A 23,692-nucleotide genomic window follows, 5' to 3' on the forward strand; every position below is an offset into this window, starting at 1 on the left:
GCGGCTGTTCCTTGCGGCTTCTTCGCGCCCGATCGGCCTGCCTTGACGGGGGCTTGACGGGCTCGTCCGGGTCCGACGTCGAACGAGGCGGCCGGAGCGTCCCGGACACCGGTGGCCGGGCCGTCCGGGGACACCGGCTGCCTGACCGAGGACGGCACGCGCGGATCCCTCCCCCTGGGGGGACTTCCTGGTTCCGGACCTCGCGCTCTTCAGGCGCCTCCCACGCTCCGCTCGTACGGTTCGGCGCCCACCGTCCGTGCCGCCAACGGCAGCGACACCACCATCGTGAGGCCGCCGCCGGGTGTGTCCTCGGGATCGAGGGTGCCGTTCATCGCCTCGGTCAGGCCGCGGGCGAGGGCCAGTCCCAGGCCGAGTCCTGTGGTGTTGTCGGTGTCACCGAGCCGCTGGAAGGGCTCGAAGAGCCGCTCCCGGCCGTCGGCGGGGAGACCGGGCCCCCGGTCCACCACCCGCAGCTCCACCCGCCCGGCCAGGGCACTCGCGGTGACCAGCACCTCCTTCCCCGGCGGGGTGTGCCGGACGGCGTTGCCGGCCAGGTTGGCCATCACCCGTTCCAGCAGGGGCGGGTCGGCCAGCACCGTCGGGATGTTCTCCACGTCCGCCACCCGCACCTCGGGCAGGTCGGTCAGCGCCAGGGGCAGCACCTCCTCCAGGGCGGTCGGGCGCAGATTCAGCGTGAGGGCGCCGGCCTCCAGCCGGCTGAGGTCGAGGAGGTTCTCCACCAGGCGGTTGAGTTTGGCCATGGAGGCGTCGGCGGTGGCGAGGAGTTCGTCGCGGTCCGCGTCGGTGAAGGCGACGTCGCGGCTGCGGAGGGAGGTGACGGCGGCCCAGCCGGCCGCCAGCGGGGTGCGCAGGTCGTGGCCGACGGCCCGCAGCAGCGCGGTACGCAGCCGGTCGGCGGCCTTCACCGGCTCCACCTCGGCCGCCGCCTCGGCCAGCCGGGCCCGCTCCACCGCGGAACCCACGTGCGCGGCGAACGCGGCCAGGACGCGCCGTTCCGAGGAGGAGAGGATACGGCCGCGCAACGCGAGGAAAGCCCCAGGGCCAGCCGCGACAGCGGTCACCCCTGCCTCGTCGGGCGGCTCGTCCACCAGGTCCGCGGACTCCATGCCGAAGGTCTCCCGCGTCCGCTCCAGCAGAGCGGGGATGGTCGCCTCGCCGCGCACGATGCTGCCGGCCAGTGACGACATGGTCTCCGCCTCGGCCGTGGCTCTGGCGGAGCGGCGCGACAGCCGCAGGGACCGGTCCACGACCGCTGCCACGGTGGCCGCCACGACCACGAACACCGCCAGGGCCACGAGTGCGTTCGGGTCGTCCAGCGTGAACGCGCCGATGGGCGGGATGAACCAGTAGTTGAGCAGCAGGGAAGCCGTCACCGACGCGATCACCGCCGAGACGACCCCGCCTATGCAGGCCACGCCCACCACCGCGAGCAGGAACAGCAGGGCCTCGCTGGTCAGGTTGAGCGTGCCCCTCAGTTGAGCGAGGACGGTCGTGAGCAGTACCGGCAGCACCAGTCCGGCCACCGGGCCGGCGATCAGCCGGGCTGTGGACAGGGTGCGCCGCCCGGAGGGCAGGAGGGTGCCGCGGCCGGCCCGCTCGTGGGTGACCCGGTGGACGTCGATGTCGCCCGACAGGTCGGTGACGGTCTCCCCCGTGCCGGGGCCGGTCAGGAACCGGGCCAGACGGCCCCGCCTGCTGGTGCCCAGCACCAGCTGGGTGGCGTTCTCCGCGCGGGCGAACTCCACCAGCGCGGTCGCCACGTCGTCGCCGACGACCGAGTGGTAGCTGCCGCCCAGGTCCTCCACCAGCCGGCGCTGCCGGGCCAGCGAGGCGTGCGAGACACCGGTGGCCAGGCCGTCGCTGCGGGCCACGTGCACGGCGAGCAGATCGCCGCCGGCGGACCGGTCGGCGATCCGGGCGGCCCGCCGGACGAGCGTGTCCCCCTCCGGCCCGCCGGTCAGGGCCACCACCACGCGCTCCCTGGTCTCCCAGACCCGGCCGATGCCGTGCTGCGAGCGGTACTCCTGGAGTGCCTCGTCCACCCGGTCCGCCACCCACAGCAGCGCCAGCTGACGCAGGGCCGTGAGGTTGCCGGGCCGGAAGTAGCTGGCGAGGGCCGCGTCGATCTCCTCCGGGGCGTAGACGTTCCCGTGCGCCATCCGCCGACGAAGTCCCTCGGGCGGCATGTCCACCAGCTCGATCTGCCAGGCCCGGCGTACGACCTCGTCCGGCACGGTCTCGTGCTGCGGCACCCCGGTGATCTTCTCGACCACGTCGTTGAGGGACTCCAGATGCTGGATGTTCAGCGCGGTGATCACGTCGATGCCGGCGTCGAGCAGGGTCTCGATGTCCTGCCAGCGCTTGGGGTTGCGGCCGTCGCCGGGGACGTTGCCGTGGGCGAGCTCGTCCACGATGGCGACCTGCGGGCGCCGGTCGAGTACCGCGCCCAGGTCCATCTCCTCGAACTCCTCGCCCCGGTAGGCGCAGGACACCCGGGCGACGGTGTCCAGGCCGTCGAGCATCGCCTCCGTCCGCGGGCGGCCGTGGCACTCCGCGAAGCCCACCACCACGTCCGCCCCGCGGGCGGCGCGGCGCCGCCCCTCGTCGAGCATCCGGTAGGTCTTGCCGACCCCCGGGGCCGCTCCCAGGTAGACCTTCAGTCGTCCGGGCCGTACGTCACTCATCGCCGCCGACGCGCTCCGCTCACTGATCCGGCTTCCCCGCGCGGGAAGTCTCCTCCCCAAAGGAAGCCGTCTCGCGGGGTGGTCGACGGGGTTGTTGGCGCTTCCTTGGCGGCGCTCCCGGAGACCTTGACGCCGTCTTGACGTGCCACGGGAGGTGGAGCGGTGTCATGCCGTCCATGCCAACAGGTTGTCGTAGACGGCGCGGTCGGTCCGCACCTGGGACCGGATGGACAGGCCCCCGCGCATCCACCTCAGGGAAACCCGCGCAATCGCCGGTGTCACATGGTGCGATGGCGTTCACCCGCATGGCGCAGGGAGGGAGTCGGACAGAAGTGTCAGCCGAATGCGGAGGTATTGGCTCCGGCCCGTTCGTGGGGACCGGCCCGGTTTCTCGGCGCACGCTTCCGGGGTGCCGGGCAGGCGGCCGGGTCAGCGCCGTACCCGGGGCATCCCCAGGCCGATCCAGGAGATGATCTCCCGCTGGATCTCGTTGTTGCCGCCGCCGAAGGTGAAGATGACCGCCGAGCGGTAGCCGCGCTCCAGTTCTCCGTGGAGGACGGCGCCGGCCGAACCCTCCTTCAGCGGGCCGGCCGCGCCGACGATCTCCATGAGCCAGGCGTAGGCGTCCCGGCGCGCCTCGGAGCCGTAGACCTTGACCGCCGAGGCGTCCTGCGGGGTGAGCGTGCCGTCCTGGACCGCCGAGACCATCTGCCAGTTGAGCAGCTTCAGCGCGTCGAGCCGGGTGTACGTCCGGGCGAGCAGCCGGCGCACCCAGGGCAGGTCGGCCACCCGGCGGCCGTCGGCGAGCTTGGTCTCCCGCGCCCAGCGCTGCACGTCGTGCAGGGCGCGGATCGCCATGGTGCCGTGGGCGGCGAGGGTGACGCGCTCGTGGTTGAGCTGGTTGGTGATCAGCCGCCAGCCCTGGTTCTCCGCGCCGACGCGGCGGGAGACGGGGACGCGGACGTTCTCGTAGTAGCTCGCGGTCGTGTCGTGGGAGGCGAGGGTGCGGATGACCGTGCAGGAGTATCCGGGGTCGGAGGTCGGCACCAGCAGCATGGTGATGCCCTGGTGCGGGGGTGCCGCGGGATCGGTGCGCACGGCCAGCCACACCCAGTCCGCGGTGTCGCCGTTGGTCGTCCAGATCTTCTGCCCGTCGACGACGTACTCGTCGCCCTCGCGTACGGCGCGTGTCTTCAGCGCGGCGAGGTCGGTCCCGGCGTCGGGCTCGCTGTAGCCGATCGCGAAGTCGATCTCGCCGGAGAGGATGCGCGGCAGGAAGTACGACTTCTGCTCGTCGGTGCCGTACCGCATGATCGTCGGACCGACGGTGTTCAGCGCCATCAGGGGCAGAGGCACGCCCGCCTGCGCGGCCTCGTCGAAGAAGATGAACTGCTCCATCGCCGTCATCCCGCGCCCGCCGTACTCCTCGGGCCACCCCACGCCGAGCCAGCCGTCGGTGCCCAGCCGGCGGATGGTGGCGCGGTAGAACCGCTTCTGCGCGGCCGGGTCGGCGTACCGGGCGTAGGCGTTGTCCGGGACCAGCTCGGCGAAGTAGGCGCGCAGTTCGGCGCGCAGCCGCTGCTGCTCGGGCGTGTGGTCGAGGTGCACGGCGCCTCCAGGCTCCCCAAGGGTGGTCCTGACGGCGCACACTGTAGAACGTGTTACAGAAATTGGGAATGCCGGGGCCGGGGCGAAATGCGGCTCACGACCCCCGCGCCCGTCGCACGGGCGTCATTCGAGCGTCTTCAGGAAGACCGCGCAGGCGTCGGCGCAGGCCCGGCAGCCGGCCGCGGCCGACTCGGCGCCGGGGTGCGCGTCGAAGGCATGGGCGCACTCCAGACAGACCGAGCGGCACCAGTCCACCCTGACCCGGATCCCCTCCTCGTCCTGCCGTGTCTCCTCGCTCAGGGCCCGACAGGTGGCGTCGCACACCTCGGCGCACAGGATGCCCAGCCGTCGTGCGCGCTCCTGGTTCTCGGTGCCGCCGGGGTCGACGAGGCTCGCCCGCACGGCGCAGGCCCGGGCGCACTGCGTGCACGCCTGGGCGCAGGTGAAACGGTCCTCCAGGAACCGGTAGAGCTGTTGCGAAGTCGGCGATGTCACACCGTGCGGGTAGCCGAGGCGGACAAGGGCAAACACCGCCTGTCGCCGACGGCGGCCGGATCGCCCGGCCGGTCACCCCGCAGTACCCGTGGTGACCCATAGTGTCCGGGTTCGTCCGGTTCTGGGCGGGGTATCCCTCCCGTATGGACACCGCATCGATGCAGCTGGCCGCGGCGAGCGGTCTGATGAGCCTCGTTCTGTTCCTCGTGGCTCTGGCCGTTCTCGCGCTGCTCGCCGGCGGCTTTTGGTTGACCTCCCGCGAGAAGTACCGCGAGCCCCCGCGTCCCCGTCCCGAGGAACAGCCCAAGCTTCCGGCGGACGGACCGGTGCGTGAACTCCGGGAGAACAGGGAGTCCGCGGATGTGCCGCAGATCCCCAAGGGCGAACGCCCCCTCACCCCGTACGAGCTGACCAACATGGACTCCAGGCCGAGCGCGTCGAAGGACCGCCCACGCTGGAGCAAGGGTTCCAGCGGTTCCTTCGGCGGCGGCGGACTCGGCGCCCACTGAGCCCCTGCCCCGTGCCCCCTCCGGCCCCGGCCCGCGCCGGACCGCCGTACGCCCCTACGAAGTCTTCCGGGCGGCGTCCAGGCGGCCGACGCGGGCCACGTTCTGGACGTCCTCGGGATCCTGGCTCGGCTCGGCGGCGAACCACGCGTCGAGGATCTCCCTCAGCACCGGCTCGGACGTCAGCCTGAGGCTCAGGGCGAGGACGTTGGCGTCGTTCCACCGGCGCGCGCCGTCGGCCGTGGTGGCGTCCGTGCACAGCGCGGCGCGCACACCGGGCACCTTGTTGGCCGCGATGGACGCGCCGGTGCCGGTCCAGCAGCAGACCACCGCCTGGTCGGCCGCACCCTCCGCCACCTCGCGCGCGGCGGCCTCCGAGCAGACCGCCCACTGCGCGTCGGCCCCGGGCCGCAGCGCGCCGTGCTCGTGGACGTCGTGGCCACGGCGCCGCAGCTCGGCGACCAGCAGGCGGGCCACGGGTTCGTCCATGTCGGAGGAGACGGAGATCCGCATACCCGGAGCGTAGCGTCCGCCGCGCCGCCCGCAGGAACCCCCCGCGCGCAGGAACCCTCGCCGCACTCGGGAATCCCCGCGGGAATCCCCGTGCACAGGACTCCCGCGCGCCGGAGCCCCGTGCAGCGGGACGGCCCCGCTCGGGGGCCGCTCGTGAGGCCGCTCGGAGGCCGCTCGCCGGGGGCGCCGCGCGCGGAGCGGCTCAGGTCGCGGAACCGGTCAGTCTCCGGTGGAGGTGTTCGAGGGCGTCCAGGAGCACCGCCCGGTGGTACCAGCTCAGCCAGGCCGAGGCGTCCGAGGCCAGCAGCGCGAGCGCCTCGCTCTGCGCGGCGGTCGGCCGGTGGCCGGCCTCGGTCCAGTGCAGGGTGATCACGCCGGTGGTCGGACCGGCGGAGGAGAGGAGGGGGACGCTGTGCAGGGCGCGGGCGCCGGTGGCCAGCAGGGCGCACCGGCCGGCCTCGGAGAGCAGCGCGGCCGTGGCGACGTCGGGAACGCTCGTCGGACGGCCGCCGGTGCGGGCCGCCGCGTCCGCGGTGCCGTCTCCCCCGCCGCGCGCCAGGTGGTCGAGGAACGTTTCCGCACAGCCGTGGTGGGCCTCCAGGGTCAGGGCCTTCACGGCCGGGTCCACCAGCTGCACGTAGCCGGCGGGCGCCCGGCCGACGGCGAGCGCCTCGTGCAGGACGGCGTCGATCATCTGCCGCCGGCAGCGGGGGTCCCGGCCGCCACGGGCCAGGATCCGCAGCGGCGGGACCGCCGGCGAACGGCGGCCGGGGAACCAGACCTCGCCGTCCGGGGGCCGGGTCGCCACCACGGCCGAGACGAGGACGCGCAGCGGCACGTTGAACCGCTGCGAGGCCTCGCGCAGTGCCCGGAAGGCGCTGCCGGAGTCCGGCAGCCCGTAACGGACCATGAGCGTGCCCTGGGCCATGCCGATCACCGGGGCTGTGCGCACCCGGGCGCGCAGTGCGCGGACCTCCTTGTGCAGGTCCGCGTACGAGGGCCGGAGCGGGTCCGTCAGCTGCGTCCGCCAGGCGGGCAGTTCCTCCACCGGAGCGACGGCGCGGGCCAGCTCGCGCAGCGCCTCGTCGAGGGTGGCGTACAGCCGGACGCCCTCCAGACGAGCCAGGTGCACCGCCTCGCGCACCCCGGGCCGGGCCCGGACGATGATCAGGTCCGGGCGCCCGGTCCGCGCCCGGGTGGTCTCGCTGAGCGTGCGCAGCACGGCGGCGCCGCCCAGCTGGACGTGCGCCATGTCGAGCACGGGGCGGAGCCCGGCGCGGTCCGCCCTCCGCAGATGGCCGCGCAGTTCCTCCGACCAGGCCTGGGCCCCGCGGGCGTCGAGGCTGCCGGACATGCGCAGCAGCAGGGCGCCTTCGGCCGGCAGCCCCTCGACGACGGAGGACTCGATGACGGGGGGAGCCGGTGCGGCCGGCCGACCGGAAGAGGGATTCATCGCATCACCCAGACAACGGTCCAAGGAACTCACCAGGCCTCTTCCTGACCTTTTGCACCACCTTGCACGTTGGATCACCGGCTTTCAACCGCGCCATGCACCGCACCGGGCGGGGCAGCGGGCCGCGCGGGGCCGCCGGGGTCCCGCCCCGCGCAGGTCCGGCGGCCCCGCCTCGGCGTGCAGCGCCGAGCGCGCCCCCGTTCCGCCCCACCCGGAGCGCGGGCTCGCCGCGCTGCAACGGGCCCGCCGGGACTCACTCGCCCGGCGCTGGGTCGGCCGACCGCCCTGTGCCCGCGGGTGGGGGTGGCGGTGGCGAGTCAGGGAGGCGGTCGCGCGGTCGTCGGGGCCGGTCGGGTCATCGTGCGGTGCCTTCGCGGGGCCGGCCGGCCGTCGCCCGGTCGAGGAGGCGCGCGGCGTGTTCGACGTGCGGGGGCAGGGTGCGGCGCCGGGCGAGGGCGGCCGGGAACCGGGCGACGGTCTCCTTGAGGGCCCGGCGCGCGCCGGGACGGCGGGCCGCGGCGGCCAGCGCCAGTTCGGTGCCGGCGCGCAGGGCGACCGGCCAGGGGCGGCGCAGGCAGGTGGTGAGGACGTGGTTGCGCCGGACGAGGAAGGGGCGGCCGGTACGGCCGTGGTCCTCGGGGTGGTGGCGGGCGCGCAGGGTGGGCTCGTAGGCGATGGCCCAGCCCGCGGCGGCCAGGTCGTAGGCGAGCAGGGTCTCCTCGCCGCCGAAGAAGAGCAGCGGGTGGTAGCCGCCGGCGGCGAGGAATGCCTCCCGGCGGGCCACGCAGGCACAGCCGAGGAAACCGAGCACCGGGCGGCCGGGCAGGTCCGGTTCGGACGGCAGCGGCGAGGCGGCGAGCACGGCGTTGAGGGGGTCGTCGGCGGCTTCCTCGCCGACCAGGGTGCGGGCGGCCAGCAGACCGAGCCGGGGATGGAGGTCGAGGAGATCGGCGGCGCGGGCGAGACTCCCCGGGTCCCACCAGGAGTCGTCGTCGCTGAAGGCGACGTAGGGGGTGCGGGCGTGTCGGACGGCCAGGTTCCGGCCGAGGGCGCCGGTGTTGCCGGCGGGCCGCAGCAGACGGGCGATCGCCGGGTGGCCGGCCACGGTCCGGCGGGTGGTGTCGTCACGGGAGTTGTCCACGACGATGACCGGCGGCCGCTCGGGCAGTTCGGCCAGGGCGTCCAGGGTGCGCAGCAGGCTGGCGGTGCGGTCGCGGGTGATGACGGCGACGGTGATCCGGGGGTCGCCCGGGGCGGCGGCCCTGCGGGTGCCGCCGGGGGCGTGTTCAGTGGACATGGGCCACCTTCGCTCCGGCGGGCCGACGGGGACCGCGGGCGTCCCGCAGCAGCATCAGACAGGCCGCGGCGACCTCACCGGTGCGGATGCGCAGCAGGCGGGCGTCGGGGGTGCGGCCGTGCGGGTCGCCGGGCGGGCCGGGCTTCCACAGGGCGAGATGGTCCGGGCTCGGGGGCGGCCCCCACAGGCGGGGGGACACGGGCCCGAACAGGGTGACGGAGCGGGTGCCGTGGGCCACCGCGAGATGGGCGAGGCCGGTGTCGCCGCTGAGCACCAGGGACGCGTCGGCGACCAGCGCGGACAGCTGCCCGAGCGGCAGTCCGCCGGCCAGCACGTCGCGGCTGTGCTGGCCGCTGCGTTCGGCGACCGAGCGGACCAGGGCGTCCTCGCCGGGGCCGCCGGTGAGGAGTACGCGGTGACCGGTGGCGCGCAGGCAGCGTACGACGGCGGCGAACCGCTCTCCCGGCCAGCGGCGGGAGCCCGAGGCCGCTCCTGGGTGCACGAGGACCGCGCCCGGGGCCGGGGACGGCGTGGCGGGCGGGGGCAGCCGCAGGTCGTGAGGGTCGGCGGGGATGCCGTAGCCGCGCAGGAAGGCGCACCACCGGTCCCGTTCGTTGGCGTGTCCCGACCATGGCGGGCCGTCAGGGCAGGCGTGGGCGAGGAGTCGGCGGGGACGCAGGGCGGCCAGGGCGTCGCGGCTCTCGGGGCCGTTGCCGTGCAGGTCGACGGCCACGTCGGGTGGGGGGCCGGGCCAGTGGGCGAGGTCCGGTACCGCGCGGCCCGGCGCCTCGGCCGGGAGGACGGCGTCGACCGCACCGGTGGCCAGGGCGAGGTCGGTGAGGACCGGCGGCTGGGCGAGGACGATCCGGTGGCGGGGGAAGGCCCGGCGGACACCGCGGAGCGCGGGCACACCGGCCAGCAGGTCGCCGAGCCCCAGCGCGCGCAGCACCAGGACGGTCGGGGGGTGCGGTAGGGAAGTCACCGAGCCGGTCCTCCAACGGGTGCGCGAACCATGGGCGGCCGGGCGATCGTGTCCCGCACGCGGCCACTGACCGCGCTGTCCGCCCCCTCGGCACGGCCCGGGACCCGGGGAGCGGGCTCGACGGCCGACCGGTCGGCTCGACCGCCGCCGCCCCGGAACAGGGGCTCGCCAGCCGACCGGCCGACCCGGTCCTCGCCACCCCGGAAAGAGGGCTCGACCGCCCACCGGCCGACCCGACCACCGCCACCCCTGAAACACTCGGTAGCCGCCCGCCCGACCCGGTTCTCACCACCCCGGAAAGAGGGCTCGCCAGCCGACCGGCCGACCCGGCCGCCGCCCCGGAAACGCCCGACAGCCGCCTTGCCGATTCGGCCGCCGTCGCCCAAGCGTTCGACGGCCGGCGCGCCGGCCTGTCCGGTGAGCCGGGGCGGGGGGTTCCGGGGCTGGTCGGCGCTCACCTCGTGCGTCCTGTGGTCGAGGTGGGAGACAGGGCCGCGCGACGGGCGAGGCCGGTGGTGGAGCGGCCGTCGAGGTACGGCAGGAGCAGGACCTGTCCGCCCCAGCTCTCCACCAGGGCCTGTTCGGGCAGCCGGGTCCGGGCGTAGTCGGCGCCCTTGGCCCAGATGTGCGGGCGGAGTTCGCCGAGGATGCGTTCCGGGGTGTCCTCGTCGAACACGGCGACGGCGTCCACGCACTCCAGGGCGCGCAGCACTCTCACCCGGTCGGCGGCCGGGACGAGGGGCCGGCCGTCGCCCTTGTGACGGCGCACGGAGGCGTCGGAGTTGACGCAGACGACGAGGCAGTCACCGGCCCGGCGGGCGGCCTGGAGCAGGGCGACGTGCCCGGCGTGCAGCAGGTCGAAGCAGCCGCCCGCGGCGACGACGGTGCCGCCCGCGGCCCGGACCCGGGCGGCGGTGCGGACGGCGTCGGCGGTGGTGTCGCCGTCGGCCGGGGGCTCGGCGGCGGGCTCCGGCCGGTCCGGGACGGCGACCGCGCGGGCGCCGCCCTCGGTGACGTAGCGCGTGGCGGCGTGCACGGCGGCCTGGACGGCCGCCTCGGTGAGGGCGCCGTCGGCGAGCAGTCCGGCGGCAGCGGCGGCGAACCGGTCGCCGGCGCCGCACGGATCGCCGGTTGCGGCGGCCGGGGTCGGTACGAGCAGCGGGGTCTCGCCGTGGGAGAGCAGGGCGCCGCGTTCGCCGAGGGTCACGGCTACGGCCTGGGCCTGCCAGGCCCGGACGAGGGTGCGGGCGTCCCGGGCGGCGGTGCGCAGGCCGGCCGAGCCGCCGGTCTCGTCGTCGTGCGGCTGCCGGGCGAAGGCGCGGGCCTCCTGGGCCGAGGGGGTGGCCAGGCGGACGCCGGGGACCGGGGGCCGGCCCCGTACATGGGGGTCCCAGACGACGGGGGCCGCGGTGTGGGCCAGGGAGTCGCGCAGGACGTCGGCGGTGCCGCGGCCGTAGTCGGCGACGAGGACGCCCGCGGCCGCGCCGATCGCGGAGACCGCCTCCGGGGTGGCCTCGCGGGCCCGGCCGTCGCCGTCGTCGAGGCGGAGCAGCGGCCGGTCCCCCGCCAGGACCCGGGTCTTGCTGCTGAGGGTGCCCTCCAGCGGCACCTCGACCAGGCCGACCCGGCCGGCCAGCAGCTCCCGGAGGGTATCGCTGGCGGCGTCGGTGCCGAGGGCGGTGACCAGGGTGACGGGGCGGCCGTCGCCGGCCGCGAGGCAGGCCGCGAGGGCCGCGCCGCCCGGGCGGGAGCTGCGCCGGGTGCCGTGGACGACGGGTACCGGGGCGTCCGGGGCCAGTCGCTCGGCACGGCCGCACAGGTCGTGGTCGAGGAGGACGTCGCCCACGACCACCAGGGGCGTCCGGGAGGCGGTCATGTGTGTCCCTTCCTGGGGGATACGGATGCTCCGGGCGCGGTCCGGGCGACGGCGCGGGCGCGGCCGACGAGCCGGCCGACCACACCGGGTCTGCCGTCGGCACCGCGTTTGTCCTCGGCACCGCGTTTGCCCTCGGCACCACCAGCGCCCTCGGCGCCCCTCCTGCCGGCGGCACCGCTTGCGCCGTCAGCACCCCTCCTGCCGGCGGCACCGCTTGCGCCATCGGCCCCCTCAGCGCCGTCGGCACCGCTCGCGCCGGCAGCACCGCGTCTGCCGTACGCACCGCTCCCGCCGTCGGCATCGCGTCTGTCATCGGCGGCCGGACGGCCGTCCGCTCCGGTCTCCTCGGCCCGGTGGTCCGCCTCGCCTCGCTCGACGGCCTGGTCGAAGGCCTCGCACAGCATGTGCACGGCGACCAGGTGCAGTTCCTGGACGGTGGCGGCGACGGGCGCGTCGACGCACAGGGCCTCGTCCGCGCCGAGCTGCAGCGGGTTGGGCGGCCGCCCGGTCAGCGCCCACACCGTCATGCCGAGCCCGTGCGCGCGGTCGGCGGCGGCCAGCAGGTTGGCGCTCGCCCCGCTGGTCGACAGCAGCAGGAGCACGTCACCGGGGCGGCCGTGGGCGGCGGTCTGGCGGGCGAACACCTCCTGGACGCCGTAGTCGTTGGCGATCGCGGTGGTGGAGGAGGTGTCGGCGTGCAGGGCGACCGCGGAGAACGGCGGCCGGTCGTCGCGGTAGCGGCCGACGAGTTCGGCGGTGAGGTGCTGGGCCTGCGCGGCGCTGCCGCCGTTGCCCGCGACGAGCAACCGGGCGCCCGCGCCCAGCCGGCGGGCGAGTTCGGCCCCCCAGCGCTCGATGAGCGGTCCGCGGGCGCGGAAGATCTCCAGGGCCTTCATCAGGTCGTCGCAGTGGGTGGTGTCCACGACGGACTTCGTGTCGGTCACGGTCTTCATCGGACGACTCCCGAGAGCGAGCGGATCGAGGACACGGCGCCGTACGCCTCGGCCACCCCGTCGGCCACCCGGTCCCAGGTGTAGTGGGTGAGCACGCGGGTCCGGCCGGCCGCTCCGTACCGGGCCAGCCGGTCGGAGTCGGCGAGGAGGCCGCGGACGACGGCGCCGAGGTCGTAGTCGTCGTCGGCCGGGACCAGAAGGCCGGTGGTGCCGTCCACGACGGTGTCGAGCTGGCCGCCGACCGCGGTGGCGACGACGGGCGTGGCGCAGGCCATGGCCTCCAGCGGGACGATGCCGAAGGGCTCGTACCGGGGCAGCGACAGCACCAGGTCGGCGCTGGACATCAGCCGGGGCATGCGGGCCCGGCCGACCCCGCCGAGCAGGGTGACGCGGTCGGCGACCCCGTACTCGCCGGCGAGGGAGTAGAGGCGCGCGGCCTCGGGTTCGCTGCCGAGCAGATCGGCCTCGGGGCCGCCGGCGACGAGGAGTTCGGCGTCGGGGAGGCCGGCCAGGGTCCGGATGGCGCGGTCGAAGCCCTTGCGCGGCACCAGCCGGCCGACGGCCAGCAGGCGCTTGCGGGCGCCGGGCGGACGGGTGCGGGCGGACGGCGTGAACTGGTCGGGGTCGACCCCGCAGGGCACGACGCTGATCCGGTCCTCCGGCACCCCCATCGCCTTCAGCTCGGACACCTCGTCGCTGCAGGTGGCGATGATCCCGGCGCACTCCTGGCCGATGGCCTCCTCGATGGCGAGGCGCTGTGGCGGGCTGGTGTCGGCGCCGCCCTGATAGCGCTTCTTGACGGTGCCCAGCGCGTGGTAGGTCTGCACGACCGGGATGCCGAGGTCGCGGGCGCCGGCCAGTGCGGCGAGGCCCGACATCCAGAAGTGGGCGTGCACCACGTCGGGCGGGCTCTGTGCCCACTGCCGGGCCAGGAAGTGCCCGAACTCGGCCATGTGCGGCAGCAGTTCGTCCTTGGGGACGGGTGCGGGCGGCCCGGCGGGCACATGCACCACCTGCACACCGTCGATGAGGGTCACCCGGTCCGGCAGGCCCGTTGAGTCCCGCCGGGTGTACACCGTGACCCGGTACCCCTTTCTGGCGAGCTGCCGGGCGACCTGGGCGACGTACACGTTCTGGCCGCCCGCGTCCGGCCCGCCGAGCGCGGCCAGCGGGCTGGCGTGCTCGGAGACCATGGCGACGCGCCCGGCCGTGTGCGGAATACGGCTCATCGGGTGACCTCCTTGATCAGGCGCTCCCAGTCGTCCAGGAAGCGCCGCTCTCCGTAGCGGGCCCGGGCCGCGGCCCGGGCCGTCGCGCCGGTGCGACGGGCCAGCTCGGGTTCGGCGAGGTAGGCCCGTACGGCCTCCTCGAGTACGTCGAGTCGGTTCGAGACCACACCGGCGCCGTCCGGTACCGCCTCCCGGACCTCGGTGGTGTCCAGGGCGACCACGGGCATGCCCAGGAACATCGCTTCGAGCAGGGACAGGCCGAGCGAGGTCCAGCGCACGGGGTGCAGATAGACCCGGCACCTGGCCATCGCCCGGTGCAGTTCGTGCTGGGGCAGGTCCCGGGCGCGGCAGCGTTCGGGCGGCAGGCCGAGGTGCTCGGCGAGTCCTTCGGTGCGCATGCCGAAGACGTCCAGGGGCGCGGACCGGGCGAACCGGGGCAGCAGGTCGGTTCCGGTGGTACGGCCCCTGCGCAGGGGCTCGTTGACCACGACGGCGGCGCGCCGTTCGGTGCCGGTCCAGAGCGGGCCGGGGTCGACGATGCCGTGTTCCACGACCTCGGTCGGGGCCTGGCCGCTGTCCCACATCAGCCGGTTGAAGTGGGTGACGTGCACGACGGGGATCCTCGACTGGGCGGCCAGCGGGTGGAGTTGCCGCTCGGGTGAGGCGTCGGGGCTGTTGTGCTCGACGTACACGGCGGGCACGTCCACACCGGGGCGGCGGCCGGTCCAGCGCAGGGCGAGGTCGAGTTCGTGCGGACGCTGGAGGACCATCAGGCCGATGTCGGCGTCCCAGAGCTCCCTGGGCGTGCGTTCGCGGACGGACGGCGGCCAGTCCCAGGTCACGGCGCGGCCCAGGCCGTCGGGTCCGCGGTCCTCGGTGACCGGGACCAGGTAGGTGTGCGGGCCCTGCACGAAGGCGGTGAGCCAGGATCCGTGCACGTGCCAGACGAGGATGTTCATGAGTGCCGCTCCTGGATGAGCTTGTGGACCGCGCGCACCACGTCCTGTCCGGTGACCTCGTCCAGGCAGGGGTGGCCAGGCACGGGGCAGGTGAGGGCCCGGGTGTCCTTGCACGGTGCCGACTGGTCGCCGAGCAGGATGACGGGGACGCCGTAGGGTGCCCAGCGGTCGGCCGGGACCACGGGCGCGAACAGCGACACCACGGGGGTGCCGACGGCCGCGGCGAGGTGGGCGGGTCCGGTGTTGGCGCTGACCACGACGTCGGCCATGCGCAGGACCCCGGCCAGGGTGCGCGGGCTGGTCCGGCCGCCGAGGTCGACGGCCAGGCCGTCGCCGACCTGCCGGGTGAGGGCCGTCTCGCCGGGGCCGCCGGTGACGACGACGCGGTGCCCGGCGTCGGCGAGCAGGGCGACCGCCTCGGCGCAGCGGTGGGGGCTCCAGGCGCGGGCGGGGGCGCTGGCACCGGGGTGCAGGACGACGTACGGGCCGTTGCCGGTGAGGCTGCCGGTGTCCGGGGGCGGCAGGACGCGCAGTCGCCCGTCGTCGCCGGGGGGCGGCGTGAAGCCCATGGCGGCGGCGGTGTCGAGGGCCGCCTCGGCCTCGTGCCGGCCGTCCCGCCGCCGGTGGCGTACGTCCAGCAGCCGACCGGGGTGGTCGACGCTGTCGGCGCCGATCCGGCGGACACCGGCGAGCCGCAGCAGCAGCGCGGTCGGCAGGGGGCTCTGGTGGAAGGAGGTGAGGACGAGCGCGGTGTCGTAAGCCCCGGCGCGCAGCCGCCGGAGCAGGTCCTCGACGTCGGCGGGGCACACCGGGGGCGGTTCGAAGCCCTCCCACGGCGCCTCCCAGACCAGCACGTCGTCCACGCCGGGCAGCAGTCGGGCGGCGTCCGCGCCGCGCGGGCCGCACAGCAGGGTGACGTGGGAGCTGTGGGCGGCGACGGCGCGCACGGCGGGGCCGGCGAGCAGCACGTCGCCGAAGCTGTCGAGACGGACCACGAGGGCTTTCACGAGGACCGCCCTCCCGCGGTCGCCGCGAGCGCGTCGCGTACGGCGGTGAGCACATCGGGCGCGCTCTGCCCGGCGAAGCGTTCCACCTCCGCCGGTGCCGTGGCCGTGTTCGGCACGAGTACTCCCCGGGCGCCGGCCGCGCGGGCCGCCAGCACGTCCGCGGCGATGTCCCCGATCACCAGGCACGCGGCGGGCGCGACGCCCAGCCGGGCGGCGGCGGTCAGGACCAGGCCGGGGCGGGGCTTGCGGCAGGCGCAGCCGGCGTCGGGGGCGTGCGGGCAGAACACCCAGGTGTCCAGGCCGCCCAGCAGCGCGTCGGCCCGCTCGTTGACACGGCGCACCTGCCCGGGGGTGAGGAGGCCGCGCCCGATGCCGGACTGGTTGCTGACCACGCCGGTGGCCAGGCCGTGGGAGCGGGCCAGCGCGACGGCCGCCGCGGCGCCGGGCAGCAGACGCACCCGGCCGGGGTCGCCGTTGTACGGCACGTCCGCCACGAGGGTGCCGTCGCGGTCGAACAGGACGGCGCTCACGGTGGTCACCCGGCACCTCCCTTGGGTTCGGCGTGCCGGTGGCGGACGGCTCCGCAGAGCCGGTGCCGGACGGCGAGGGGCGGGATGAGCACGCTGGTGCCGACCATCGCGGCGATCTCGCGGGCGGTGCGCGGGCCGGGCAGGATGCGGGCCAGGGCGAACTCGGCGGTGCCGAGCGTCCACAGGGCCGCCCAGGCGGCGGCGGCCCGGCGCCGTCCGGTCAGGGCGCAGGAGGCGGCGGTGAGGGCCGCGCCGGTGACCACCAGATGGCGGCTCAGCCGGCCGCGGGGGGCTTGGGCGCGGCTCCACCAGTCGCGTCCGTGCAGCCGCTTCATCAGGGCGTCGTCGGCGTTGCCGCGCTGCGCGGGCAGTGAGGCCCACCAGTGCGCCGGGCGGACCGGATGCCGGGTGACCCGACCGCCCCGCACCAGGGCCCAGCCGGCCCGCCGCACCCGCAGGGCGAGGTCGGCGTCCTCGCGGAAGGCCCGCGGGAAGCGTTCGTCGAAGCCGCCCGTCCGCTTGAGCGCCTCCGTGCGGTACGCCATGTCGGCGGTGGCCCAGGCGGCGTTCTCCAGGCCCTTGGTGCCGCGTTCCCAGTCGGTGGGCCGGCGGTCCAGGGGCAGGGGGACACGCAACTGTCCCTGGACGCCGCCGACGTCGGGGCCGGCTTCGCGCAGGTCCACGGCGAGCCGCCGGGACCAGTCCGGCAGCACCTGGACGTCGTCGTCCAGGAAGACCGTCCAGGGGGTCCGTACGGTCTGCCAGCCGGCGTTCCGGGCGGCGGCCGGGCCCCTGCCGCCGGTGCGCAGGGTGCGCACCCGGTCGAGGAGCGGTCCGGCCGTCTCCAGCATCAGGTCGCCCTCGGGGGCGGGCCGGTCGTCCACGACGACCACCTCGTGCGGCGGATGGTCCGCGGCCCGGGCGAGCGCGCGCAGGCACTCGGCGAGGCAGGGGCGGCCGATCGTCGGGACGACGACGGTGTAGGCGGGTGCGTCGCTCATCCGAACGCCTTTCCGCGGCGGATCGCGAACGGGCCGAGCACCAGCAGGTCGACGGGGGCCGAGCCGAAGCACTCCAGGGCGTCCCGGGGGTCGTCGACCATGGGGCGTCCGGCGGTGTTCAGGCTGGTGTTGACCACGACCGGCAGCCCGGTGCGCCGTTCGAACCCCTCGATCATGCGGGCCACCAGGGGCTCCTGCGCGCGGTCCACGGTCTGGATGCGGGCCGTGCCGTCCACGTGGACCACGGCCGGGATGCGGGTCTTCCAGTCGGCGGCCACGTCGTGCACGAACAGCATGTGCGGGCTGGGCAGCGGCCCGTCGAAGATCTCGGCGGCGCGCTCGGCGAGCACCATGGGCGCCACGGGCCGGAACTCCTCCCGTCCCTTGACCGCGTTGAGCCGTTCCAGGTTGGCGGCCCTGCCGGGGTGGGCGAGCAGCGAGCGGTGCCCGAGCGCGCGCGGCCCGTACTCGCCGCGCCCCTGGAACCAGGCCACGATGCCGTCGGCGGCCAGCGCCTCGGCGGCCGTCTCGGCGATGTCGGCGGGCTCCTCGTACGGCACGGCGGCCCGCTCCAGCCACGCCCGCAGCTCGGCGTCGCTCCAGCCGCGCCCCAGTGCCGCCGTCGGCATCGGCTGCAGGGTGTCCTTCTCCCCGGCGACGTGGGCCGCCGCCCCCAGGGCCGTACCCGCGTCACCGGCGGCGGGCTGCACCCACACGTGCCGGAAGCCGCTCTCCCGCCACAGCCGGGTGTTGGCGACGCAGTTGAGGGCGACGCCGCCGGCCAGGGTGAGGGCGTCCTCGCCGGTGCGTTCGCGCAGCCACCTGGCGAGGGCGAGCTGGGTCTCCTCCAGGCACAGCTGGGCGCTGGCCGCGAGGTCGGCGTGGTCCTGGCGCCAGGCCCCGCCGGCCGGGCGCGGCGGGACGAGTTCGGTCCAGGGCACCGGGCGGGCCCGGAAGCCGCCCCGGTCGTCGGCGTGGACGTACTCCCGCAGCCGTTCGGCGAAGCGCGGGGTGCCGTGCGAGGCGAGCGCCATCACCTTGAACTCGTCGCTGCTGCGCAGGAATCCGAGGTGCTGGGTGAGGTCCTCGTAGAACAGGCCGAGGGAGTCGGGCAGTTGCTGGGCGGCCAGGACGGTCAGTTCGCGGTCGGTGTAGCGGCCGGCCAGGTGGGAGCCGCACTCGCCGCGGCCGTCCAGGACGAGGACGGCACAGTCCGGGTACGGCGAGACGGGGCCGGCGGAGGCGGCGTGCGCCACGTGGTGCGGGACGAACCTCACCTTGGCCGGGTCGAGTCCGGGCAGTGCCTCGGCGAGGAATTCGGGCGCCTCGCGGGCGTAGGTCTGGCGCAGATGGTCCCAGGGGTCGTGCAGGCCCATCAGTTCGGCGGGGCGGGCGAGGGAGGGGTCGTAGGAGTAGGCCACGGCGTCCAGGTCGGACGGGGTGAGGCCGGCCTGCTCCAGACACCAGCGGGCCGACTGCTCGGGCAGCTCCCAGGCGGAGAAGGGCAGGGGCCGCTTGCCGTGTTTACGGCGGGAGAACCGCTCCTCCTCCGCCGCCGCCACGATCTCGCCGTCGGTGATCAGGGCGGCGGCCGGGTCGTGGAAGAGTGCGTTGATACCGAGGACGTGCATGCGCTGTCTCCAGTGCGGCGGGGGGGCGGGGGGCTGGTCAGGACTGCGGCGGGGCCGGATCGCCGTCCCAGGGCCGGGACGCGAAGTAGGCGATGGTCTGCTTCAGGCCCTCTTCCCAGGGGACCTGCGGCGACCAGCCGAGCAGTTCGCGCGCGAGGGTGGTGTCGGGGCGGCGCCGGCCGGGGTCGTCCACGGGCCGGTCGATGAACGCGATCGGGGACCGCGAACCGGTGAGGGCGACCACCCTGCGGGCCAGGTCGGCGACGGTGATCTCGTCGCTGCCGCCGATGTTCACCGGCCGCACGGACCTGCTCGCGGCCACCCGCAGGATGCCGTCGACGGTGTCGTCGACGTAGCACAGCGAGCGGGTCTGGCTGCCGTCGCCGGTCACCGTGACCGGTTCGCCGGCCAGGGCCTGGCAGATGAAGGTGGGCACGGCGCGGCCGTCGTGGGCACGCATCCGCGGGCCGTAGGTGTTGAACAGCCGCACTATCCCGGCGTTCGTCCCGCGGGTGCCGGCGTGCGCGGTGACCAGGGCCTCGCCGAACCGTTTGGACTCGTCGTACACGCTGCGCGGGCCGACCGGGTTCACGTTGCCCCAGTAGCCCTCGTGCTGCGGGTGCACCTGCGGGTCGCCGTACACCTCCGAAGTGGAGGCGAGCAGCAGGCGGGCTCCGTCGCGTTCGGCGATCGCGAGGGCGTTGCGGGTACCGAGGCTGCCCACGTCGAGCGTTTCCAGCGGCATGCGCAGATAGTCGGTGGGCGAGGCCGGGCAGGCGAAGTGCAGGACCAGGTCGTACGGGCCGGGCAGCAGCTCGGGGCAGTTCGCGGCGGAGACGTCGCAGTGGGTGTACCGGAAGCCGGGCCGGTCCTCCAGGTGGGCGATGTTCTCGCGCCGCCCGCAGGCCAGGTTGTCGGCACAGTCGGCTTCGACTCCCGAATCCAGCAGCCGCTCGCACAGATGGGAACCGAGGAAACCGGCGCCGCCGGTCACGAGGGCGCGCCGCCAGGAAAACGGTGTGTCACCAGTCATGGAGGCTTTCCTTCGTCGTCCTTCGACCGCGCCGACCGCGCCCTGGCATGGGTCGTGCGCGTCCCTGGAGGGCTCTGCGCAGGCGATCGGCGCGTGTTCCGTCCCTCGGGCCCGGCATGACCGGCCCGTCGGGCAGGAAGTGGGGTGAAGAAGCTGGAAGGGGACAGGGCATGGGTCCCGCGGATCCGTGGGACCGCTCTGTTCGGTCGCCGCTTGCTGGACGACACGGGCAGCTGAGTTCCCCTGCCAGTTGGGTTCACACGTTGGACTCTTATTCTCCGGACTCATGGGTCCGCGCGCGACTCCGCGGCCTCGCATACCACGCTGGACACGTTCCTGCACGGGATGTGCCGGCAGCCGCGGCGGGCCGTGTAGCGCGCCGTGCCCGGGGCACTCGGCGCGGCGACGGCCGGCCGTTCCCGGGCCGCCGCGCTTCACGCAGGAGGTAGAGACAATGGGTCACGGCGGAAACGTCATCCAGGAGCTGACCACCGACCACCGTGAGGTCGAGGAGATCTTCGGCCGCATCGAGGCGCTGCCGCCCGGCTCCCAGGAACGCAAGAACCTCTGCGACCAGGCCACGATCGAGCTGGTTCGTCACTCGGTCGCCGAGGAGGCCTATCTGTACCCGGCGGTGCGCGAGCATCTGGCCGGCGGTGACGCCCTGGCCGACAAGGAGATCGAGGACCACTCCAAGGCCGAACGGATCATGAAGGATCTGGAGGGCTGCGAGGCGGACGATCCGCAGTTCGACGTGCTCATGACCCAGCTGATGAGCGAGATCCGGTCGCATGTGGCCGACGAGGAGCAGAACCTCTTCCCGCGGCTGGAGGAGGCCTGTCCCCCGGAGGCGCTGATGGACCTCGGGGACAAGGTCCGCCGGGCGAAGAAGACGGCCCCCACCCGCCCGCACCCCTCGGCACCGGACACTCCCCCGGCCAACAAGCTGCTGGCACCGGGCACCGGCCTGGTCGACCGGATGCGCGACGCGCTGTCCGGCCGGGGCAAGCAGGGCTGAGGAGCGCGGGGGCCGGGGGCCGGGGGCCGGCCGACCCGGGCGGGCGGAGCCGAGCCCGGCGTCTGGGCGGGCGGAGCCGAGCCCGGCGGACCGGTACGGCCCCCGGCCTTCGTCCGCCGATCGGCTCCCCTCGGCCCTCGTTCGGCGATCCGGCGCTCGTTCGGCGATCGGCTCCCCTCGGCCCTCGTCCCGCGGTCCGCTTCCCCCCGTCGCCGGGCCGGCGGTCCGGGTCCGCGTCAGAGCCACGGGGTGAGGCCGGAGCCGGGGCGCGGTCGGGAGCGGGCCGCTCGGCACAGCAGCCGGAAGGCCTGGAAGAGGGTCAGCGGCCACACCAGCACGAAGCACCACACCAGCGCGGGGTCGGAGGTGCGGATGCCCATGACGGCGACGAACACCGACGCGACCGCCAGCAGCAGCACCGACACCGGCAGCCAGACCCCGTGCCGTACCGCGCCCATGCGGCGTACGAACCTCCGGTCCTGCCGGAGATCCGCCTCGATCCGCAACAGCGCGAGCCGCTCGCGCGGTGACAACCCGGCCTCGTCGGGCATCTCCCACATCTCCCAGTCGTTCACGGCGACGGCACCTCCTCCTGCGGTCGGCGACCACCGGGTTCCGGCCACCGGGTTCCCCGGACGGACCGGCCGATGCGGTCCCGCCGGCCTCTGGCGGACCGGTGCGGAGTGCCTGCCGAACCGCGGGTGAGAACTCCACCCGGTCGGCGGTGGTAACCGGGTGACCGGCTCGCGGAGCGGGCCGGGTCGGCGGTGGTTTCACCGGGTGGCCTGCTCGCCGAGCGGCTACGACGGCAGGGGTCACCGGGTGGCCGGTTCCCGTCGCTCGCGCAGAGCCGTCACCAGGGCCGTGAGCGCCGGCCCCTCGTGATCCGAGCACCAGGCCAGACGAAGTTCGGCCCGGGTGTCGTCCATGCCGGTCACCGGCCGGAACACCACCCCGTCCGCGTGCAGCCGCCGGGCCGCCTCGGGCACCAGGCAGACGCCGAGGCCCGCGCCGACCAGGGCGAGCAGCGTGTGCACCTGGCTGGCGTGCTGGACGTAGACCGGAGTGACGTCCGCGCGCTGGAACAGCCGCCCGAGGAGATCGTGGAAATACCACGCCTCGTCCGGGTCGTACATCAGGAACGGCACTCCGTCGAGGTCCTTGACATCGGGCGCGGCGGCCCGCGTGGCAAGCGGATGCCCGGTCGGCAGTGCGGCCACCAACGGCTCTCGGGCGAAGGGCAGTTGGGACAACTCCGGGGAGTCCACGGGCGGCCGGACCAGGCCGACGTCGAGGTCACCGGCGAGCAGCGCGGCACGCTGGGCCGAGGTGACCATCTCCCGCAGCACCAGATCGACCCGGGGCAGCCGGGCGCGCGCCGTGGCGAGCACCGTCTCCAGGTGGACGTAACCGGAGCTGGCGGTGAAGCCGAAGGTGATCGTGCCGGTCTCCCCGGCCATCGCACGCCGGGCCGAGTGCACCGAGCGCTCGGACAGCTGGAGGATGCGGCGTGCGTCGGCGAGCAGGCTGTGGCCCGCCGCGGTCAGGCGCACCCCGCGCTGCGAGCGGTCGAGCAGCTGCACGCCGATCTGCTGCTCCAGCGCCTGGACGCGGCGGCTGAGCGGCGGCTGGGTCATGTTGAGGCGGGCCGCCGCCCGGCCGAAGTGACCCTCCTCGGCCACCGCGACGAAGCCGGCGAGCTGGTCGAGCGAGAACACGCGGAGATACCTCCCTCTCGGCCCGCCGGATCGGACGCGGCGGCTCCCCGATGCGCGGAACGCATCACGGCATGCGGAATCGGTGTTGGACGTGCATGAGTGTCTCCTCCTAGCGTCGCGGGGGACAAGTGACGCCGGTCGTACGAGGACGGCGACCGGCGCCGGCACCTCCGCCGCCTCGTCCTCTCGGGAGCGCCCTCGCCATGACCGCCTGTTCACCCGCCGAGCTGGGCCGCCGCATCGGTTCCGGACTGCTGTCCTTCCCCGTGACCCACTTCCGCGCCGGGGACCACGCCTTCGACGAGGACGCCTACCGTGCGCACATCGCACACCTGGGCGCCTACGAGGTGGCGGGGCTGTTCGCGGCGGGCGGCACCGGCGAGTTCTTCTCGCTGACGCTGCCGGAGGTGGAGCGCGTGGTCGCCGCGGCGGCGGACGCGGCCCCCGAGGGCACACCGATCGTGGCCCCCGCCGGTTACGGCACGGCCACCGCCGTCGCCCTGGCCGAAGCCGCCGAGCGAGTCGGCGCCGACGGCGTCCTGCTCTTCCCGCCCTATCTCACCGAGGCATCCCAGGACGGACTCGCGGCGCATGTCGAGGCGGTGTGCCGGGCCACTTCGCTCGGCGTGATCGTCTACAGCCGGGCCAACGCCGTGTACCACGCCGACACCGTCGCCCGTCTCGCCGAGCGCTGCCCCAACCTGATCGGCTTCAAGGACGGCACCGGCGACCTCGACGCGATGACCCGCCTGTACGCGAGCGTCGGCGACCGGCTCACCTACGTGGGCGGTCTGCCGACCGCCGAGACCTACGCGCTGCCGTACCTCGAACTCGGCGTCACCACGTACTCCTCGGCCCTGTTCAACTTCGTCCCCGAATTCGCCCTCGGCTTCTACGAGGCCGTGCGCGCGCGCCGGCACGCGGACGTCGTGCGCATGCTGAAGGAGTTCGTCCTGCCGTACACGGAGATCCGCGACCGCAGGAGCGGCTATGCCGTGAGCATCGTCAAGGCGGGGCTGACCGCGACCGGCCGGCCCGCGGGCCCGGTCCGTCCGCCGCTGACGGATCTCGAACCGGACGAGCTGGACGCTCTCGCCGACCTCGTCTCGGGCATCGGCGGCTGACCTCAGGCAAGGCCGCCGCCCGCCGCGCGGCACATCCCTCTCATGCCGGCACGT

Annotated in this window: 20 protein-coding genes and 1 pseudogene; 3 read left to right on the forward strand and 18 right to left on the reverse strand. The window is 75.0% G+C overall.

Annotated features, from left to right (window positions below):
- Positions 1-209: 209 nt before the first annotated feature.
- From ACZ7KF_RS22110 to ACZ7KF_RS22120, 3 genes are all read right to left on the reverse strand, one after another.
- A complete protein-coding gene (locus ACZ7KF_RS22110; protein ID WP_471077513.1) occupies positions 210-2,705 on the reverse strand; it encodes an ATP-binding protein in 2,496 nt (831 codons plus the stop codon).
- A gap of 429 nt (positions 2,706-3,134) precedes the next feature.
- Complete coding sequence (locus ACZ7KF_RS22115; RefSeq protein ID WP_471077516.1) at positions 3,135-4,313, reverse strand: acyl-CoA dehydrogenase family protein; 1,179 nt, start codon at positions 4,311-4,313, stop codon at positions 3,135-3,137.
- A gap of 123 nt (positions 4,314-4,436) precedes the next feature.
- The gene (locus ACZ7KF_RS22120; RefSeq protein ID WP_471077519.1) at positions 4,437-4,808 is read right to left on the reverse strand and encodes a four-helix bundle copper-binding protein; all 372 of its coding nucleotides are present in this window, start codon (positions 4,806-4,808) and stop codon (positions 4,437-4,439) included.
- A 143-nt stretch (positions 4,809-4,951) separates the two neighbouring features.
- Between ACZ7KF_RS22120 and ACZ7KF_RS22125 the strand changes: the two genes are divergently transcribed.
- A complete protein-coding gene (locus tag ACZ7KF_RS22125) occupies positions 4,952-5,317 on the forward strand; it encodes a DUF6479 family protein (RefSeq protein ID WP_471077522.1) in 366 nt (121 codons plus the stop codon).
- Positions 5,318-5,371: 54 nt separating this feature from the next.
- On the opposite strand, the gene ACZ7KF_RS22130 is transcribed toward ACZ7KF_RS22125, so the two are convergent.
- The 13 genes and pseudogenes from ACZ7KF_RS22130 to ACZ7KF_RS22190 all read right to left on the reverse strand — a co-directional run bounded on the left by ACZ7KF_RS22130 (position 5,372) and on the right by ACZ7KF_RS22190 (position 19,778).
- Positions 5,372-5,827: an RpiB/LacA/LacB family sugar-phosphate isomerase gene (locus tag ACZ7KF_RS22130; protein WP_471077525.1), complete on the reverse strand. Its 456-nt coding sequence runs from the start codon at positions 5,825-5,827 to the stop codon at positions 5,372-5,374.
- Between the two features lie 202 nt (positions 5,828-6,029).
- Positions 6,030-7,280: an ANTAR domain-containing protein gene (locus tag ACZ7KF_RS22135; RefSeq protein ID WP_471077528.1), complete on the reverse strand. Its 1,251-nt coding sequence runs from the start codon at positions 7,278-7,280 to the stop codon at positions 6,030-6,032.
- Between the two features lie 355 nt (positions 7,281-7,635).
- Positions 7,636-8,577 (reverse strand): glycosyltransferase family 2 protein, encoded by a 942-nt coding sequence (locus ACZ7KF_RS22140; RefSeq protein WP_471077531.1) that lies wholly within the window; start codon positions 8,575-8,577, stop codon positions 7,636-7,638.
- The gene (locus ACZ7KF_RS22145; protein ID WP_471077534.1) at positions 8,567-9,559 is read right to left on the reverse strand and encodes a glycosyltransferase family 9 protein; all 993 of its coding nucleotides are present in this window, start codon (positions 9,557-9,559) and stop codon (positions 8,567-8,569) included. The genes ACZ7KF_RS22140 and ACZ7KF_RS22145 overlap by 11 nt, the downstream gene beginning before the upstream one ends.
- Positions 9,560-10,013: 454 nt before the next feature.
- Complete coding sequence (locus ACZ7KF_RS22150) at positions 10,014-11,435, reverse strand: PfkB family carbohydrate kinase (RefSeq protein ID WP_471077537.1); 1,422 nt, start codon at positions 11,433-11,435, stop codon at positions 10,014-10,016.
- Between the two features lie 302 nt (positions 11,436-11,737).
- Positions 11,738-12,388 (reverse strand): annotated as a pseudogene (locus tag ACZ7KF_RS22155) (D-sedoheptulose-7-phosphate isomerase); the annotation flags it as partial.
- Positions 12,385-13,617 carry a glycosyltransferase gene (locus ACZ7KF_RS22160; protein ID WP_471077540.1) on the reverse strand — a complete coding sequence of 411 codons (1,233 nt, stop codon included), beginning with the start codon at positions 13,615-13,617 and terminating at the stop codon, positions 12,385-12,387. The pseudogene ACZ7KF_RS22155 and the gene ACZ7KF_RS22160, both read right to left, overlap by 4 nt.
- Positions 13,614-14,576 carry a glycosyltransferase gene (locus tag ACZ7KF_RS22165; RefSeq protein WP_471077543.1) on the reverse strand — a complete coding sequence of 321 codons (963 nt, stop codon included), beginning with the start codon at positions 14,574-14,576 and terminating at the stop codon, positions 13,614-13,616. The genes ACZ7KF_RS22160 and ACZ7KF_RS22165 overlap by 4 nt, the downstream gene beginning before the upstream one ends.
- A complete protein-coding gene (locus tag ACZ7KF_RS22170; protein ID WP_471077546.1) occupies positions 14,573-15,583 on the reverse strand; it encodes a glycosyltransferase family 9 protein in 1,011 nt (336 codons plus the stop codon). Before ACZ7KF_RS22170 ends, ACZ7KF_RS22165 begins: the two co-directional genes overlap by 4 nt.
- Positions 15,580-16,122 (reverse strand): HAD-IIIA family hydrolase, encoded by a 543-nt coding sequence (locus ACZ7KF_RS22175; protein ID WP_471077549.1) that lies wholly within the window; start codon positions 16,120-16,122, stop codon positions 15,580-15,582. Before ACZ7KF_RS22175 ends, ACZ7KF_RS22170 begins: the two co-directional genes overlap by 4 nt.
- Positions 16,119-17,114: a glycosyltransferase family 2 protein gene (locus ACZ7KF_RS22180; protein ID WP_471077552.1), complete on the reverse strand. Its 996-nt coding sequence runs from the start codon at positions 17,112-17,114 to the stop codon at positions 16,119-16,121. Before ACZ7KF_RS22180 ends, ACZ7KF_RS22175 begins: the two co-directional genes overlap by 4 nt.
- Complete coding sequence (locus ACZ7KF_RS22185; protein ID WP_471077555.1) at positions 17,111-18,745, reverse strand: carbamoyltransferase family protein; 1,635 nt, start codon at positions 18,743-18,745, stop codon at positions 17,111-17,113. The genes ACZ7KF_RS22180 and ACZ7KF_RS22185 overlap by 4 nt, the downstream gene beginning before the upstream one ends.
- Before the next feature lie 37 nt (positions 18,746-18,782).
- Positions 18,783-19,778, reverse strand: a complete 996-nt coding sequence (locus tag ACZ7KF_RS22190; RefSeq protein ID WP_471077558.1) for an NAD-dependent epimerase/dehydratase family protein — start codon at positions 19,776-19,778, stop codon at positions 18,783-18,785.
- Positions 19,779-20,232: 454 nt separating this feature from the next.
- On the opposite strand from ACZ7KF_RS22190, the gene ACZ7KF_RS22195 reads away from it, so the two are divergent.
- Positions 20,233-20,796, forward strand: a complete 564-nt coding sequence (locus ACZ7KF_RS22195) for a hemerythrin domain-containing protein (protein ID WP_471077561.1) — start codon at positions 20,233-20,235, stop codon at positions 20,794-20,796.
- A 236-nt stretch (positions 20,797-21,032) separates the two neighbouring features.
- Here the strand turns inward: ACZ7KF_RS22195 and ACZ7KF_RS22200 are convergent, their stop codons facing one another.
- Both ACZ7KF_RS22200 and ACZ7KF_RS22205 read right to left on the reverse strand, forming a co-directional pair.
- Complete coding sequence (locus ACZ7KF_RS22200; RefSeq protein WP_471077564.1) at positions 21,033-21,371, reverse strand: DUF3040 domain-containing protein; 339 nt, start codon at positions 21,369-21,371, stop codon at positions 21,033-21,035.
- Between the two features lie 240 nt (positions 21,372-21,611).
- The gene (locus tag ACZ7KF_RS22205) at positions 21,612-22,514 is read right to left on the reverse strand and encodes a LysR substrate-binding domain-containing protein (protein WP_471077567.1); all 903 of its coding nucleotides are present in this window, start codon (positions 22,512-22,514) and stop codon (positions 21,612-21,614) included.
- Positions 22,515-22,717: 203 nt separating this feature from the next.
- Between ACZ7KF_RS22205 and kdgD the strand changes: the two genes are divergently transcribed.
- Positions 22,718-23,638 carry a 5-dehydro-4-deoxyglucarate dehydratase gene (gene kdgD, locus ACZ7KF_RS22210; RefSeq protein WP_471077570.1) on the forward strand — a complete coding sequence of 307 codons (921 nt, stop codon included), beginning with the start codon at positions 22,718-22,720 and terminating at the stop codon, positions 23,636-23,638.
- Positions 23,639-23,692: the final 54 nt, after the last annotated feature.

This window comes from Streptomyces sp. NPDC038200, from assembly GCF_055600785.1.

Excerpts from the sequence above, each read along its gene's own strand:
- ACZ7KF_RS22195 (WP_471077561.1), top strand. The coding sequence starts at position 20,233 with ATGGGTCACGGCGGAAACGTCATCCAGGAGCTGACCACCGACCACCGT.
- ACZ7KF_RS22185 (WP_471077555.1), bottom strand. The coding sequence starts at position 18,745 with ATGCACGTCCTCGGTATCAACGCACTCTTCCACGACCCGGCCGCCGCC.
- ACZ7KF_RS22160 (WP_471077540.1), bottom strand. The coding sequence starts at position 13,617 with ATGAGCCGTATTCCGCACACGGCCGGGCGCGTCGCCATGGTCTCCGAG.
- ACZ7KF_RS22110 (WP_471077513.1), bottom strand. The coding sequence starts at position 2,705 with ATGAGTGACGTACGGCCCGGACGACTGAAGGTCTACCTGGGAGCGGCC.
- ACZ7KF_RS22190 (WP_471077558.1), bottom strand. The coding sequence starts at position 19,778 with ATGACTGGTGACACACCGTTTTCCTGGCGGCGCGCCCTCGTGACCGGC.
- kdgD (WP_471077570.1), top strand. The coding sequence starts at position 22,718 with ATGACCGCCTGTTCACCCGCCGAGCTGGGCCGCCGCATCGGTTCCGGA.
- ACZ7KF_RS22130 (WP_471077525.1), bottom strand. The coding sequence starts at position 5,827 with ATGCGGATCTCCGTCTCCTCCGACATGGACGAACCCGTGGCCCGCCTG.
- ACZ7KF_RS22125 (WP_471077522.1), top strand. The coding sequence starts at position 4,952 with ATGGACACCGCATCGATGCAGCTGGCCGCGGCGAGCGGTCTGATGAGC.
- ACZ7KF_RS22165 (WP_471077543.1), bottom strand. The coding sequence starts at position 14,576 with ATGAACATCCTCGTCTGGCACGTGCACGGATCCTGGCTCACCGCCTTC.
- ACZ7KF_RS22135 (WP_471077528.1), bottom strand. The coding sequence starts at position 7,280 with ATGAATCCCTCTTCCGGTCGGCCGGCCGCACCGGCTCCCCCCGTCATC.
- ACZ7KF_RS22150 (WP_471077537.1), bottom strand. The coding sequence starts at position 11,435 with ATGACCGCCTCCCGGACGCCCCTGGTGGTCGTGGGCGACGTCCTCCTC.
- ACZ7KF_RS22140 (WP_471077531.1), bottom strand. The coding sequence starts at position 8,577 with ATGTCCACTGAACACGCCCCCGGCGGCACCCGCAGGGCCGCCGCCCCG.
- ACZ7KF_RS22180 (WP_471077552.1), bottom strand. The coding sequence starts at position 17,114 with ATGAGCGACGCACCCGCCTACACCGTCGTCGTCCCGACGATCGGCCGC.